The organism is Clostridium brassicae (genome assembly GCF_026738875.1).
Classification (GTDB): Bacteria; Bacillota; Clostridia; order Clostridiales; family Clostridiaceae; genus Clostridium_H; species Clostridium_H brassicae.
The window spans coordinates 38,319-53,055 of the sequence record NZ_JAPQFJ010000008.1 but is presented as its reverse complement, the minus strand read 5'-3'; the positions used below and the strand labels follow the sequence as shown (position 1 = coordinate 53,055).

Annotated in this window: 12 protein-coding genes; 1 reads left to right on the top strand and 11 read right to left on the bottom strand. The window is 29.1% G+C overall.

Annotation, left to right across the window (positions count from 1 at the left end; translation table 11 throughout):
* Nucleotides 1-100: 100 nt before the first annotated feature.
* The 9 genes from OW729_RS09095 to ilvA form a co-directional block, all read right to left on the bottom strand.
* Nucleotides 101-445, bottom strand: a complete 345-nt coding sequence (locus OW729_RS09095; RefSeq protein ID WP_268061179.1) for a hypothetical protein — start codon at nucleotides 443-445, stop codon at nucleotides 101-103.
* 690 nt (nucleotides 446-1,135) lie between these two features.
* On the bottom strand, nucleotides 1,136-2,749 hold the full coding sequence (locus OW729_RS09090; protein ID WP_268061178.1) for a CTP synthase: 1,614 nt from the start codon (nucleotides 2,747-2,749) through the stop codon (nucleotides 1,136-1,138).
* A gap of 180 nt (nucleotides 2,750-2,929) precedes the next feature.
* Nucleotides 2,930-3,223, bottom strand: coding sequence for a ribose-5-phosphate isomerase (locus tag OW729_RS09085; RefSeq protein WP_268061177.1), 294 nt, complete (start codon nucleotides 3,221-3,223; stop codon nucleotides 2,930-2,932).
* Nucleotides 3,224-3,282: 59 nt separating this feature from the next.
* Nucleotides 3,283-3,699 (bottom strand): DUF1934 domain-containing protein, encoded by a 417-nt coding sequence (locus OW729_RS09080; protein WP_268061176.1) that lies wholly within the window; start codon nucleotides 3,697-3,699, stop codon nucleotides 3,283-3,285.
* Between the two features lie 18 nt (nucleotides 3,700-3,717).
* The gene (locus OW729_RS09075) at nucleotides 3,718-4,701 is read right to left on the bottom strand and encodes a tRNA 4-thiouridine(8) synthase ThiI (RefSeq protein WP_268061175.1); all 984 of its coding nucleotides are present in this window, start codon (nucleotides 4,699-4,701) and stop codon (nucleotides 3,718-3,720) included.
* Nucleotides 4,702-4,731: 30 nt separating this feature from the next.
* Nucleotides 4,732-5,763 (bottom strand): D-alanine--D-alanine ligase family protein, encoded by a 1,032-nt coding sequence (locus tag OW729_RS09070; RefSeq protein ID WP_268061174.1) that lies wholly within the window; start codon nucleotides 5,761-5,763, stop codon nucleotides 4,732-4,734.
* A gap of 1,189 nt (nucleotides 5,764-6,952) precedes the next feature.
* Nucleotides 6,953-8,314, bottom strand: coding sequence for a germination protein YpeB (gene ypeB / locus OW729_RS09065; protein WP_268061323.1), 1,362 nt, complete (start codon nucleotides 8,312-8,314; stop codon nucleotides 6,953-6,955).
* 96 nt (nucleotides 8,315-8,410) lie between these two features.
* Nucleotides 8,411-9,058 carry a stage II sporulation protein R gene (gene spoIIR, locus OW729_RS09060; protein WP_407647657.1) on the bottom strand — a complete coding sequence of 216 codons (648 nt, stop codon included), beginning with the start codon at nucleotides 9,056-9,058 and terminating at the stop codon, nucleotides 8,411-8,413.
* 282 nt (nucleotides 9,059-9,340) lie between these two features.
* Entirely contained in the window at nucleotides 9,341-10,558 is a 1,218-nt protein-coding gene (gene ilvA, locus OW729_RS09055) for a threonine ammonia-lyase (RefSeq protein WP_268061173.1), read from the bottom strand.
* Nucleotides 10,559-11,203: 645 nt separating this feature from the next.
* Here ilvA and OW729_RS09050 point away from each other — a divergent pair.
* Nucleotides 11,204-12,376 carry a dicarboxylate/amino acid:cation symporter gene (locus OW729_RS09050; RefSeq protein WP_268061172.1) on the top strand — a complete coding sequence of 391 codons (1,173 nt, stop codon included), beginning with the start codon at nucleotides 11,204-11,206 and terminating at the stop codon, nucleotides 12,374-12,376.
* Nucleotides 12,377-12,437: 61 nt separating this feature from the next.
* On the opposite strand, the gene OW729_RS09045 is transcribed toward OW729_RS09050, so the two are convergent.
* Complete coding sequence (locus OW729_RS09045) at nucleotides 12,438-13,631, bottom strand: Ger(x)C family spore germination protein (protein WP_268061171.1); 1,194 nt, start codon at nucleotides 13,629-13,631, stop codon at nucleotides 12,438-12,440.
* Nucleotides 13,621-14,721: a GerAB/ArcD/ProY family transporter gene (locus tag OW729_RS09040; RefSeq protein WP_268061170.1), complete on the bottom strand. Its 1,101-nt coding sequence runs from the start codon at nucleotides 14,719-14,721 to the stop codon at nucleotides 13,621-13,623. The genes OW729_RS09045 and OW729_RS09040 overlap by 11 nt, the downstream gene beginning before the upstream one ends.
* Nucleotides 14,722-14,737 lie beyond the last annotated feature (16 nt).

Genomic DNA, 14,737 nt, shown 5'->3' with positions numbered 1-14,737 from the left:
GAAAGGTATTGCCTCTTAAGATTATAACCTATTTTTTATTTTTTATCTACTTTTTTAATAAAAAACTACCAGTATAATACCATAACATAAAAAATATTTGTTAAAACATAGCATAAATATTTCTATTTATTTCCTTATATTTATTAACTTTTTCCTCTACTTTCTCACTTTTTCCTAAAAAAATTATAGGTAACCCAATTTTTTCACATCCCCCTATCATCATAGTTCCTTGTATTAAATCATTTATTTTATATTCATAATAATGATATTCTCCACATATAGGACATTTTATCCTTAAATGAATTTTATTATTTTCTATATATTTCATATCTATATTGTTGAACAATTTTGATATATCCTTAAGATTAAATACATATAGTCTCTTAATATCATACTGTGCCATAGAATTTTTCACCGCTATACTAACAACAGTATTTATTATCACTAGCTCCCCCCCTACCTATAGTAAATTTACTACTTTTTAAATAAATTCTATTTCTTATTTTTATTTCCTTCAAATTAAACAATAATTTTTATAAATAATACACAAATGAATAATATTACGACTTAATGGATAACGTCAGAGGAGTAGGTTTTCTAAATATATGTAGTTATCCATTAAACCTTCAGTACGCAAAGAAGTACTAAAGGCGTAGCCTTCTAAAAATCCTACACTTTAAGTACTTCTAATTGCTACTTCAAAGTTTAATCTGCTAACTACATATATAAGAAAACCTTGTCCCTCTGCCTTGATTTTTTATAATTAATATAGTTAAAAATGTATATTGGGGAAAAGAGGAAGACTAAAGGATGATTTTCCTCCTAACGTCAGAAAATCTTTAAACTAAAACGTTTTTTCACACTTTCAGTGGTAGTATATATGTTTATTCAGTATTTTATAGCAACTATCTTTTAATCTTAAGTTAAGAGATGACTCCCATAAGCTATCGCTTTTAAGAGCTTACCAGCTCTTTTGTTTAAGTCAAAAACAAAGCTCATAATGAAAAATTAAATTTTCATTATGAGCTTATTCTTTTATTTAATTTAAAGATTTTCTGACACTAGGAGGAAAATCTTCCTTTACTATTCACTATTCTCTGTTCACTCTTCTCTAAAATAATGTTGCGTCGTAATATTATTGTTTTGCGTTCTTTAATGCTGCCTTTATAAAATCTCTAAATAAAGGATGTGGCCTATTTGGTCTTGATTTAAATTCAGGATGATATTGTGTAGCAACAAACCAAGGATGATCTTTAATTTCTACTATTTCTACTAATCTTTCATCAGGACTAACTCCCGTTATACTAAGTCCCGCTTCTAATAATTGTGTTCTATACTCGTTATTAAATTCATATCTATGTCTATGTCTTTCATATATAATTGGTTGACCGTAGGCTTTAAATGCATTAGAATCTTTTTCTAATTTGCAAGGATAAATTCCAAGCCTCATTGTACCACCTTTTTCATCAACATCTTTTTGTTCTGGCATTAAATCTATTACAGGATGCAGTGTTTTTTCATTTAACTCTGAACTATGGGCATCACTATATCCTAATATATTTCTAGCATATTCAATTACTGCGCACTGCATTCCAAGGCATATTCCAAAGAAAGGCACTTTATTATTTCTAGCATACTTTATAGATTCAATCTTTCCTTCAACCCCCCTATCTCCAAATCCTCCAGGGACTAATATACCATCTACGTCTTTTAAATATCTATCTACATTTTCAGAATTTATTTCTTCCGAATTAATCCATTTAACTTCAACATTTGAATCATTTGCAAACCCTCCATGATTTAATGATTCAACTACTGATATATATGCATCATGAAGCTCAACATATTTTCCAACAAGTCCTATTGTCACACTGTTATTTATATTTTTAATTCTATGTACTAATTCTAACCACTCAGAGTTATTTATTTCCTTACATCCCAAATTCAATTTTTCACAAACCAAGGTGTCCAATCCTTCATCATGCAACTTTAATGGGATTTCATATAAATTTTCAGCATCTAAATTTTGTATAACTTCATTAGCACTAATATTGCAGAATAAACCTATCTTTTCTTTAACATCATGTGGTAACGGCTTTTCAGCACGACAAACTAGTATATCTGGTTGAATTCCTATGCTTCTTAATTCTTTAACTGAATGCTGAGTTGGTTTTGTTTTGAGTTCTCCGGCTTTTCCTAAATAAGGCACTAAAGTAACATGAATAAAACAAACATTTTCACGTCCTACTTCATATTTTATTTGTCTTATAGCTTCTAAAAATGGTAATGATTCTATGTCTCCAACAGTTCCACCAATTTCAGTAATAACAACATCTATATCTTTTTCTTTAGATACTCTGTAAACTCTATCTTTTAATTCATTAGTAATATGAGGTATTACTTGTACCGTTCCTCCCAAATAATCGCCTCTTCTTTCCTTAGATAAAACTGACCAATATACTTTTCCTGTTGTTACATTACTACTTTTACTTAAATTCTCATCTATAAATCTCTCATAATGTCCTAAATCTAAATCTGTTTCCGCACCATCATCAGTAACAAAAACTTCCCCATGTTGATATGGGCTCATTGTTCCTGGATCTACATTTAGATATGGATCAAATTTTTGAATTGACACCTTAAGTCCTCTATTTTTTAATAATCTTCCTAATGAAGCTGCTGTTATACCTTTACCTAGTGAAGAAACAACTCCACCAGTTACAAAAACATATTTAGTATTATTGCTCAAAAAAATTCCTCCTTTGAATTATAAAAAATATTTCCAAAAACTATTGACAAATTCGAAAGTTGACATTATAATAAAAATTACCCCATAAATATAATGGGATATTTGTGTCAAAAACATATTAAGTATAATATCATATTTTTTTGTATTATGCTAGTGTTTTTTTATGTTTTTTGTATATTTTTAATTTGTTTTCTCAAGTTTGCTCTTAACTTCAAAATAAATTTCTCTAAATTCTTTATTTATCATAAATTTTTCCTCACCTTTTTTTATATTATACCTAATAATTCTTTTATTATTTATAAAAAAATCTTTATTTATCTTATTAGGGTTGTCACAATTATATTTTTTCAAAAGTAAAAACAGAAGGTATTTGCAATCCCTATCTTTTAATATTTTATATAATTCTTCTTTTTCTATTCCTTTCATCCCACATATTATATCTATTATTTTTTCATATTTGTCCATTTGATACATAAAAATATCACCTCATTTAGATTATTATCCAAATAAGGTGATATTAAACCACATATGCCTTATTTCATTTTTATATCAATATTGAGTATTGTTTTTAGAGATTTCTCCCCCTCTAAATTCATATCATAATCTATATAAACTTTGCCCCCATCTTCATTTACATCTATATTAAGTTTTTTAGTATCTATATATAATTCTAATGTACCATAAGGAGTATCATACATAGACACATTTTTTACATTATTTTTAAATTTCATTTTAGCATTAGTAGTACCCATTCTTATTAAAGAGAACTCACTAGGTTTAATTTTAAGAGTAGTAGTAGTTCCCTTCATTCCAGATAACTCTGATTCTTCATAAACCGCATAATAACAATTCTCTTTTTTATAAAATTCACCTTGTGTAACAATTTCTATAGCTTCACTTTCATTACCTATCTGTTTACTTCCAACAGATATAATGGCCTTCTTACCCATATAACCTTTTCACTTCCTCTACGATATGATATACTTGCTTATTTCATCATCATCCGCTGGCTTCACTTGTAAAAATTTATCATATGGTTTTGTATAATATCCATACATAACTTTTATCATTTCTTCATCTTTACCCTTGGAATACCTACCCGCAACCTTAGAAGCAAACTCTATATCTTCTTCTGACGGGTTTCCTATTATAACAACCATAGAACCTCTGAAATCTTTCACTAAAAATCCAGTATCTTCAATTGTTAAAAACTTTTTAATTTGGTCAGCTTCTGATGCTGTTCTTGATGATATTATCTTACATTCTTTTGTAACCCTAAAATGCCTTCCAAATCTCAATAATTCAAGTTCCCTAATAGATGGATTTTCAACATGTTCTAGAAGTTCCCTTAACCTTACAGAGTAATTTGGTTCTGTTAATTTACATCCTCCTGCTGGCGATGGATAATCCTTTATACCCCATTTTTCAGCAAGTTCCATTTGAATTTTCCTACTTCTCCCCGATATTCCAAGAAGTTTTTCTCTATCTACTAACCCATTTAGCTCCATCTCTGTTGGAGGCAACACTTTGGCACATAAAGGTCTTAAAATTTTTTCTCCAATACCTGACTCTTTTTTTACAACATTTAAAGAAGATTTATTTTGAGACATAGGCCTTTGATTTAAAACCTCACCAGTTATGATGAAATCTGCATTGAACTTTTCCAAAAGATTTCCTGCTTCTTTCATCATCATAGCATGACAATCTATACATGGATTCATATTTTTTCCATGACCATGCTTTGGATTTTTAACAACTTCTAAATGTTCATCAGAGAAATCCACAACTTCCAAAGGAATACCTATCTGTTTAGTCATCTTTTCCGCATTTTTGCTACCAAAAAAATATGACTTGAAACATATTCCTATTACATCTATACCCTGGTCTTTTATAAGTTTGGAAGCCAATATACTATCTAAACCTCCTGATATCAGTGCTAACGCTCTCGTCATAAGTTTCTCCTTTCCAACAACTTTAATATATTATCTATTATTTCTCTCCATAGCTAGTTCTATAAGCTCAGTTATTAAATCTCTATAAGATACTCCTGAGGCTTCCCACATTTTTGGATACATACTTATTTTAGTAAACCCTGGCAAAGTATTTACCTCATTCAAATAAACTTCTTCTGTATCCTTATCTACAAGAAAATCAACCCTGGCCATACCTGCACAATCTAAAAACTTGTATATTCTAATAGCCTCTTGTCTTACCATCTCTAGTTTTTCTTCATTTAAAGCAGCAGGAATTAAAAGTTTTGATTCTGCATTAGAATACTTAGCCTCATAATCATAAAACTCATTAGCTGGAATTATTTCTCCTGGAATAGCAGCCCTCACCTCATCATTTCCAAGAACAGCAACTTCAACTTCTCTAGCATTAATAGTTTCTTCAACTAAAATTTTTCTATCAAATTTAATAGCAAACTCTAACCCTTTGTCCAACTCATTTTTATTATGTGCTTTACTTATTCCTACAGAAGAACCACTATTTGACGGCTTTATAAATACAGGGTATTTTAATTTTTCTTCAACACTCTTTATAGCAATATCTTTATTTTTCAAATACTCGGAGGAATTTACAATCACATAATCCGCTTGTTTTACCCCAAAATTTTCAAGTACATATTTTGTATAAACCTTATCCATACACACAGCAGAAGACATAACTCCAGGTCCTACACAAGGTAAATTCACAAGTCTACACAACCCTTGAATAGTTCCATCTTCTCCATACAATCCATGCATAACAGGGAAAACTACATCAACTTCTCTATTAAAAAGAACTGTCTCACCATTAGCTTCTTTATAAAACTCATCTTTTTCCCATTCTCCACTTTCTATCTTATCTATTGTTCCTGTATATTGAAACCAGTTACCTTCTTTATTTATAGCAATTATATATACTTCAAATTTATCTAAATCAATATTTTTCAAAACAGAGGTTGCTGAAGCACGTGACACCTCATGTTCTGTAGACTGTCCTCCAAATAATATAGCCACTTTCTTTTTCATTTCATTCTCTCCTCATCGATTATATATATTCTTCATAATTTATTATTCCATATTATATCTGTATTGTGAACTACCACTGCCTATAAAAAATAGTAGTTTCGTGGTCAATATCACTAAATAACTCCCCCTTGTTTTTCATCAATTAAAATTATATACCAACCATAAAAATATGTGAATAAAAAAATAATGTTATACAATAGAATAATATACGACGTAATATTTTTCTAGAGACTAGTGAACAGAGAAGAGAGAATAGTAGAGGATGATTTTCCTCCTAGAGTCACAAAATCTTTAAACTAAGTAAAAAAATAAGAGCATAATGAAAAATTAATTTTTCATTATGCTCTTTGTAGTTAGTCTAAATAAAAGAGCTGATAAGCTCTTAAAAGCGTTAGCTTGCGTAAATTATTAGTAAACTTTAGATTAAGAACTTTTATTCATAATATATTCTAGCCATAAAGAGAAAAATTTTTGAATGATTTTCTTTAAAAAAGAGTATGAAATACCCATAGCGATAGCTTGGGGGCTTATACGGAATTTTATCTTTATTTAACTATATAAGAACTTAGCTCATGCAAATTTTAAGCTTACTTTTATAGTTAAGCAATGTCTTATAGTTGTTAAAGCATAAGCTGTAGCACAGACTCTTTTTTACAATTATTAACGTTATAAACATTAATATTATTTGCATCAGTACAGCATTTAAAATATGCCTTATAAACCGTTTAATTTTAAGATTTTGTTTAATACTTATTTTGTAAACAATATTTTAACTTCAATCGTTGAGTGATAGCACCTTATTTTAAAGTAGCTTTTTTACTTAGTTTAAAGATTTTCTGACGTTAGGATGAAAATCATCCTTTATTGCTATCCCTTCTCAATATACATTTATAACTATATTAATCATAAAAAGACAAGGCAGAGGAATTAGTTTTTCTTATATATGTAGTTAGCTGATTAAACTTTGAAGTAGCAATTAGAAGCACTTAAGGTGTAGAATTCTAAAAATACGTAATTGCCGGAATGGACTCCGGCAGCCGAACTGGGACATGGACGTTCCATAGTGAGGGTAGTACTTTTAGAAGGCTACGCCTTTAGTACTTCTTTGCGTACTGAAGGTTTAATAGATAACTACATATATTTAGAAAAAACTTATTTCTCTGCCATTATTCATTATGTCGTAATATTATTACATTGTAAGTGCTCCATTTGGCGTATTGATTATTTGAAGTATTCTCTGCTCAAAACCTGTGTCTGCATTAATATAAACTATAAAACTATCATCTTTATAGTTTCCAATAAACTCATAACAAAGAACTTCTTTATTAGTTTCTGTTGGTATCAATGCAAGATTCATAGAAGTTATATTTAAATTTTTTCCAACTCTTTGTCTTGCTTGTTCTTGAGTTATTCTTGGCTTCTGAATTTGTCTATTTTCGATATGAGAAATAAGATACTTTTCAGATTCTATACCAACTATACTTCCATCTTCTAACGAAATTTTCAACTTTATTTGATCTGGATATACAATAACCTTATCTTGATTATACGCATAACTTATAACAGCTATATTCTCACTTTTTAATGCATATGTAGATTGCATATTCTTATATCCAATATTACTTAAATATTTACTTCCTACGTCAATAGCTTGCTTTAAATTTATTTTAGTTTCTCCAACACTTCTATTATCTAAAAGATATACAATCTTACCACCATTTTTGCTTACTTCTACAGCGATTTCTTCTCCTTTTTCTGTCCCTTTTACTGTAACCCCAAAACTATAAGATGGTATTTTAGTTTTTCCCTCTGTCTGTTTTTTCAATATATTTGATATCTTATCCTTTCCTATAGTTTTTTTCACAACTTCTATAGCTTCCGCTTCTGTAATTTTTTCTTGAGAAATTATTTTAGGTTTTATTTCTAAAATATTATCAGAAAACGGTCCATCATATATAAGAGCTGGATATTGAACAACTTGCTTCTGTATCTCCTTAAATTTATCTGACACAAGCTTACCTTCATTATCCTTTAATGCTTTAGCAGCTTTTTTCCTTACTTCCCCCCATTTTACCTTTCCTTCATTTATCTGACTTTGTACAGTATTCAACTGCACTAATAAATAATCTGCTTGATTCTTTAACTCCTCCATACTTTTGTAATCATCATCATTTAACTCTTTTCCCTGAGATGATACTTTCGCAAGGGAATAAGCAAAATCACCTACCTGGGATAAGAACTTACTAGTACCCTCAATATATTCTTGAGATATTGGTAAAGAATGTATTTTATCATTTGCTATATCCGAATATCTAAAAATATCTCCAAAAATAACTATACTTTGTTCTCTAGATCCTACTATTGCAGATTTACCTAAATCCACTTTTATATTTCTTACAGAATCAATCAATTGATACATATTTTTGCTGTATTCTCCCTGTAAATAATTTCTATAATCCATTCTTTCGAGCGTCATTAAAATAGCAAAAGTAGTTGAAAATACTACAATAAGTACTACACTAATTGTATAAACAACTCTTTTTTTAGTCATTTTCATACTCCTATCCACCTTTCATTTGTACTATAGTATTACTAGTATTCGTTACATTAATTCTTGTTATACAAAAAAAATCCAAGTAAAATAATTTTACTTAGACTTTTTACATATATTTTTCAACACTTCAACCACTTTAAACTTTACTACTAAATTATTTTTGTCTTTATTGGTATTATTCACAAATTTATATTCCTCAGGAGTTAAAACTTGTTTCATATCTCTTTCAGTTTCTGTGTATGCCACTTCCCCTTTTGTTATATCAGTGAAACACAATGGCGGAAACATCACGCACCACCAATTATGTCCCTCCCCCTTACCTATAATTATTCTATACGCTTCATAGTTTCCTTGAGGTAAAGTTATGTTACCATAGCTTTTAACAGGAAAATTCTCATGAGATAGCATAGTTGATATATTGTAGTTATATCCTTTTTCTTTTATAACCCTTTCAGCGATTTTTTTTATTTCTTTATCTTCTTGCTGTATTATACCTCTAGATTCTTCTATATTTTTAGAGTTCTTAAGTTTAGGATATATGTAATCCAAAACCTCATCTCTTACCTTTAACTTTAACGCTTGGTCTTCTGTACTATCACTATTTGCTAAAACATGAAATCTTATAAGCTTTTTAGAGATTTCTTTTTGGCTAATATTATTCTTATCAATACCCATACCACACAAAATACCTACACATAATAATATAGAGAATAAAATAATGGCAATAAATTTATTTTTCAAATGCTTGTCCTCCTGTTATATAAGATTTAAACAACCCTCAATAAATATATTTGCCATTATTTTGAATTTTATACTTACATCTCATTTTTTATAATTTTAAAGTTATACTTTAATCTACATAAAACATAACTATCCAATTGATATAAACATCATTACGTAGCATGTAAAAATATTATTAAAAATAGAAAAACAATAAGACTACTATTATATATTTGTTATACTTAATATATAATAGTAGCCTATATTAAACTGAATTAATTATTCCCCAAATCGCAATTTTATCTAGAATAATTTTATTCCTTCTATACTATATCCACTTTCCTTTAATGTTTTAATTATTTCTCTTGAATGTTCTTTTGATTGAGATTCGATCTCAAAATTTACATTTGCAAATTCAAGTCCTTTTTCATCCCAGTTTTGCTCTTGTCTTACTTTTACAATATTTGCACCTAAAACACTTATTTTAGTGATTAATTTGCCTAATTCTCCCACTTTATCTTGTAACTCTACATTAAAACCTATTCTTCTCTTTTGCATTATTAATTCTCTATTGATTATCTTAGAAACCATTGCTATATCTATATTTCCACCACTTATTAATACTGCTACTTTTTTACCATCAACCTTTATTTTATCTGCTAAAACAGCTGCTAATGGTGTAGCACCAGCTCCTTCAGCAATTAATTTGCTTGTTTCCATAAGCTTAAATTCAGCATATGATATCTCATCTTCTGAAACGGTTACAACTTCATCAACATACTGTTGAATATATTTAAAGCTAATATCTCCTGGTGTTTTTACAGATATTCCATCCGCTAAAGATTTAACTCCATCTACTGTTACAACTTTACCTGCTTTTAAAGATGCTTTTGTTGAAGCTATGATTTCTGCTTGAACTCCTATTACTTTTATATTAGGATTAATTGACTTTGCAGCTACAGCTATTCCAGCTATTAATCCACCTCCACCTATAGGAACAAGTATAGCATCCATATCTGGTATATCTTCTAAAATTTCGAGAGCTATAGTTCCTTGACCAGCCATTACATCTTCATCATTGAATGGATGTACAAAAGTTGCTCCTGTTTCTTTTTGAATTTCTACAGCCTTAGTATAACATTCATCATAAACTTCTCCAAATTGAACTACTTCTGCTCCATATCCTTTTGTTGCATTAACTTTGGACATAGGTGCGGTAGCTGGCATAACTATTGTAGATTTTATACCAAAAGCAGTAGCTGCATAAGCAACTCCTTGAGCGTGATTTCCAGCTGATGATGCGATTACTCCTCTTTCTTTTTCTTCTTGTGTCAAGTTTGCTATTTTATTGTAAGCACCTCTTATTTTGAAAGCACCTGTTTTTTGTTTATTTTCACATTTTAAATAAATTTCATATCCACTTTGTTTTGAAAAAGTACTTGAATAAAATAATGGTGTTCTTCTAGCTACTCCCTTAATATTTTCTTGTGCCTTTTTAACTTTGTTTAAATCAAGACTCATTTTTCTTCCTCCCTCTATCAATTGCATTTTTTTATTCTTTTTAATAATCATTTCAAAGTTTACCTTCAATTAAGTGATAATTGAATTTTAGGTAAATTTATCAACTCAAATTATTCGACTTTTTATAATCTTCAAGAAACAACTCTTTTATCTTTATTATAAGACAAATTTCAAAATTGTCACTACTATTTCTTGAAAAAAAAGTATAAATTTCAACATTTTTTCGCTAGCAATCATCTGTTTTTACAGGGCATACATCACATGTATCATTGTGTGTCGTTTTTGTTAATAGTCGTTTCAAAAGTACATGTGTATTTGATACAAAAACATTTTTAAAAAATTCACTTTTTTTTAATAAGCTAATTGCATTCCACCTATTCATATGCTATACTTTTTATGGAACATTGATTAACAATTTGTTAATTTTATTCTACTTTTGTGAACGGTTACAAAATTGGTTCAATTTTATAGGAAAATTGCAACTTTTTTATATTTTACATTCATATTAATTCTTTATACATATATATTGCCCATATTCATAAAATAATAAAGCTTGACACTATAATCTAGTTTTTAAAAATTAATACTTTTTATTAATTTTTATTATATTTTTATTATACTTTTATTATAGAAGGAGGAATATTAATGAAAAAATTAGGTTTAATTCCCAAGATCATATTAGCTATCATTTTGGGTACTCTTATCGGTAGCTATACTCCTGTACCTTTTATACGTATCTTTAGGACTTTTAGCTCCATATTCGGAGAATTCCTTGGCTTCGTAATACCTCTATTAATCTTAGGATTTATAGTTGCTGGTATTGCCGAACTAGGAGAAGGTGCTGGTAAATTACTAGGAGTTACTGTAGGTTTAGCTTACTGCTTCACATTAATTTCAGGTTTTTCAGCTTTATTTGTTGGAAGAGCATTACTACCATCTATAGTTTCTCATGCTGGAAAAGTAGAAGAAGCTAGAAAAGCTTTAAAGCCTTTCTTCGAGGTTAAGATGCCACCAATAATGGATGTTATGTCTGCACTTATATTTGCTTTTGTTTTAGGATTAGGTATAGCTAAGATACAAAATAAGACACTTAAAGATATGGCTACAGGATTTCAACAAATAATAACAAAGCTTATTGAAAATGTTGTTATTCCACTACTTCCACTTCACATACTAGGTATTTTTGCTAACTTAGCTTATACTGGTGAAGTAAGAAATGTTATTTCAGTATTCTGGAAAGTTTTCATAATAATTATTGCTATGCATTGGATAATCATGCTTATCCAATTTACAGTAGGAGGATCTATATCAGGTAAAAATCCTTTAAGATCTTTAAAAATTCAAATTAAAGGCTATCTTACAGCTTTAGGAACACAATCTTCTGCTGCAACTATACCAGTTAACTTACAATGTGCAGAAGAAATCGGAACTACAAAAGGTGTAAGAGATTTCGTTATTCCGTTATGCGCAACTGTTCACTTATCTGGAAGTACAATAACTTTAACAACTTGTGCAATGGCTGTTATGTTATTAAATGGTATGCCTATAGATATGAGTGCAATGGCTGGATTTATAGCTATGCTAGGTGTAACTATGGTTGCCGCTCCTGGAGTACCTGGAGGAGCAGTAATGGCAGCTCTTGGAATACTTAAATCAATATTAGGATTTAATGAAGCATTCCTTGGATTAATGATAGCATTATATATAGCTCAAGATAGTTTCGGAACAGCTTGTAACGTATCTGGCGACCAAGCAGTTGCTATGGTAGTTGATGCAATACAAAAAAAATGGAACAAAAAAGCAGGTAAAGTAAGTTAATTCTAAATAATTAAATAAAAAAGAGCCTATTAATTGGGATAAACCAATTAATAGGCTCTTTTTATTTAGTGATTCCGATTCTTCTTATTTTAGTATCTACCTCTACATCTATGTTAGCATTTTTATATACTTCATCCCATTTATCTTTTACTTCTTTATATAAATAGGGATGGAACTTCTCAATATATTCCCTAAAGCCTATCGGATCGATAGAAAATTTTTCTTGAGTTATCCTAGCTACTTTTTCACATTGTTTTTCAATAGAATCATTGAAATTTTTTTCCATTTCCTTTATTTTGCTATCCGAAAACACTTCCTCTTGTATCGTGTACCCTTCTAGTGACCCCTCTAATTTTAGATTAACTTTAAACTTTAATTTTTTCACATCCTTATCCACTAATGCTATTTTTCTATTAATATCACTTATTTCAAAATCCACTGGATGCCCCTCTCTAACTATAGTATATTTTCCCCCTTTTAGTTTTCCTCTCAATAATTCTAATCCAGCAGTTTCTATTTCATTCAAATATCCATCTAACTTGAATTTTTTTATCATCGCTACTCCAGATAGATTCACTTCATTTTTAGCTTTATTATAATAAATGCTTGGTATTATAGCATTTCCATTTTGATGAAGTAAACTTAACAATTCATTCAAAGTAATTGGAAGAATACTGGCATTTCTATTGCTATTTTCCATGAGTCCTGTTATATAGGTTTCTATATTTTTCTCCATTATAGGCTTATATTTCACATAATGCTCAGCTTTCCCTTTTGACACTATCACCTTCATTGTTTTGTTGATAGATGGTTTTCTTTCCAAATAATCAAGTACTTCCTTAAATGTTTCTGGATAATACAATAATTCTTCACTTAGTATTAGAAGTTTTGTATGTCCAAAGTGTATACTCCTGCTTGTTCTTGCAGTCATTTCTTCTAATGCATCATCCATAGAATAAGCACCTACAGTCACAAACTCCTCTTTAGCCGTTCCTCCTTTGCCTGGTCCGAGCTCACTTATATCCGGGAATCCATAAGTTATACTTAATTTTTTTAATTCTTCTTCCTGAATTTGCTCATTAGGCTTAATTTTTTTAAATTCCTTTTCTTTATCAATATCTTTTCCAGTATCTATCGCAATAGTAGATATAAAACTTTTTCTGTCTATTTCAACCTTATCCCAACACCCACTCATTAAACAACATATTAAACAACATATTAATAGTAAAAGTATTATTTTCTTATTAGCCTTCATTTTTAACTCTCCTTGTCTTAAAAAGAGCCATAATCAGCAAGAATATCGGAATGACTCCTACTATAAAAATATCTATGTATGGGAAAATTTTTTTCTGAATCATATAAACTTCAGCTACATTTTCAGGATACAAAGTAATTATATAAATGAGAGGTATTATAAACATTAAAGATATCTTAACATCCTCTAAATGGAAAATATCTCTTATTATTTCACTGCTAAAATAATACAGATTAATAAACGTAGTAAAATAAAATATAATCCAAAATATCATAGCCAACCCCTCCCATCTTTCAATAAATGTGCCTGGTATATCTACTACAGAAATCATGGAAATGGAGGACCATAATTGCTCAGAATTATATTCCTTAGAAAACATAATTAATGATGCCATGTTTATAATTATATAAAATACAACAATAAAAGCTAAACTTCTAAAAGTAATCTTATATATATCTTTTTTATCCTTAACATAAGGAAACAACATATAACTTATTGCTAACCCCAAAAATCCAAACAATCCCGTTTTACAAGCTTTTAAGTACTGCAAAGGTTCATGGTTAAATACAGGTAATATATTAGTATAATTTCCTCCATTTAGTACAAATGGAACCACTAATAAAAGTGGTATAAACATAAGCCAAAATGCTATTTCATTGAATCTTATAATACTTTCTAGTTCTCCTCTTATTAAAAATGTTCCCGTTAATATCATTAATATTAATATAAATTCTGTTGGAGTTTTTTCTAAAAGATACATCTTTGTAACCTCAATAAATATTCTCATCTGAAGCGAAATTGATGTAATTGCAGCACAAACAAATATAAGTGCTATAATAGCTCCAAATAAGTTTCCAAAATTATCATACAGCACATCTAATAATCTATTATAATTATTTGCTTTTAAAGCCTTATTTAATAGATAAAGAAGGATTCCTACAAAAATTGAAGTAATTAAAATTACAATCCAACCATCTGTGCCTATAACTTTGCTTAATTCTCCAGGGTATGAAAAAATAGATGTTCCTATAACAGTAACTACCATACTAACAAATAAATCATAACTACTTATAATTCTTCTATTGTCCATATAAAACTCGGCTCCT

What these genes read in the sequence shown, in the direction of transcription:
- OW729_RS09040 (WP_268061170.1), bottom strand. Translation starts at nt 14,721, where the DNA reads ATGGACAATAGAAGAATTATAAGTAGTTATGATTTATTTGTTAGTATG.
- ypeB (WP_268061323.1), bottom strand. Translation starts at nt 8,314, where the DNA reads ATGACTAAAAAAAGAGTTGTTTATACAATTAGTGTAGTACTTATTGTA.
- OW729_RS09070 (WP_268061174.1), bottom strand. Translation starts at nt 5,763, where the DNA reads ATGAAAAAGAAAGTGGCTATATTATTTGGAGGACAGTCTACAGAACAT.
- ilvA (WP_268061173.1), bottom strand. Translation starts at nt 10,558, where the DNA reads ATGAGTCTTGATTTAAACAAAGTTAAAAAGGCACAAGAAAATATTAAG.
- OW729_RS09075 (WP_268061175.1), bottom strand. Translation starts at nt 4,701, where the DNA reads ATGACGAGAGCGTTAGCACTGATATCAGGAGGTTTAGATAGTATATTG.
- OW729_RS09050 (WP_268061172.1), top strand. Translation starts at nt 11,204, where the DNA reads ATGAAAAAATTAGGTTTAATTCCCAAGATCATATTAGCTATCATTTTG.
- OW729_RS09080 (WP_268061176.1), bottom strand. Translation starts at nt 3,699, where the DNA reads ATGGGTAAGAAGGCCATTATATCTGTTGGAAGTAAACAGATAGGTAAT.
- OW729_RS09045 (WP_268061171.1), bottom strand. Translation starts at nt 13,631, where the DNA reads ATGAAGGCTAATAAGAAAATAATACTTTTACTATTAATATGTTGTTTA.
- OW729_RS09085 (WP_268061177.1), bottom strand. Translation starts at nt 3,223, where the DNA reads ATGTATCAAATGGACAAATATGAAAAAATAATAGATATAATATGTGGG.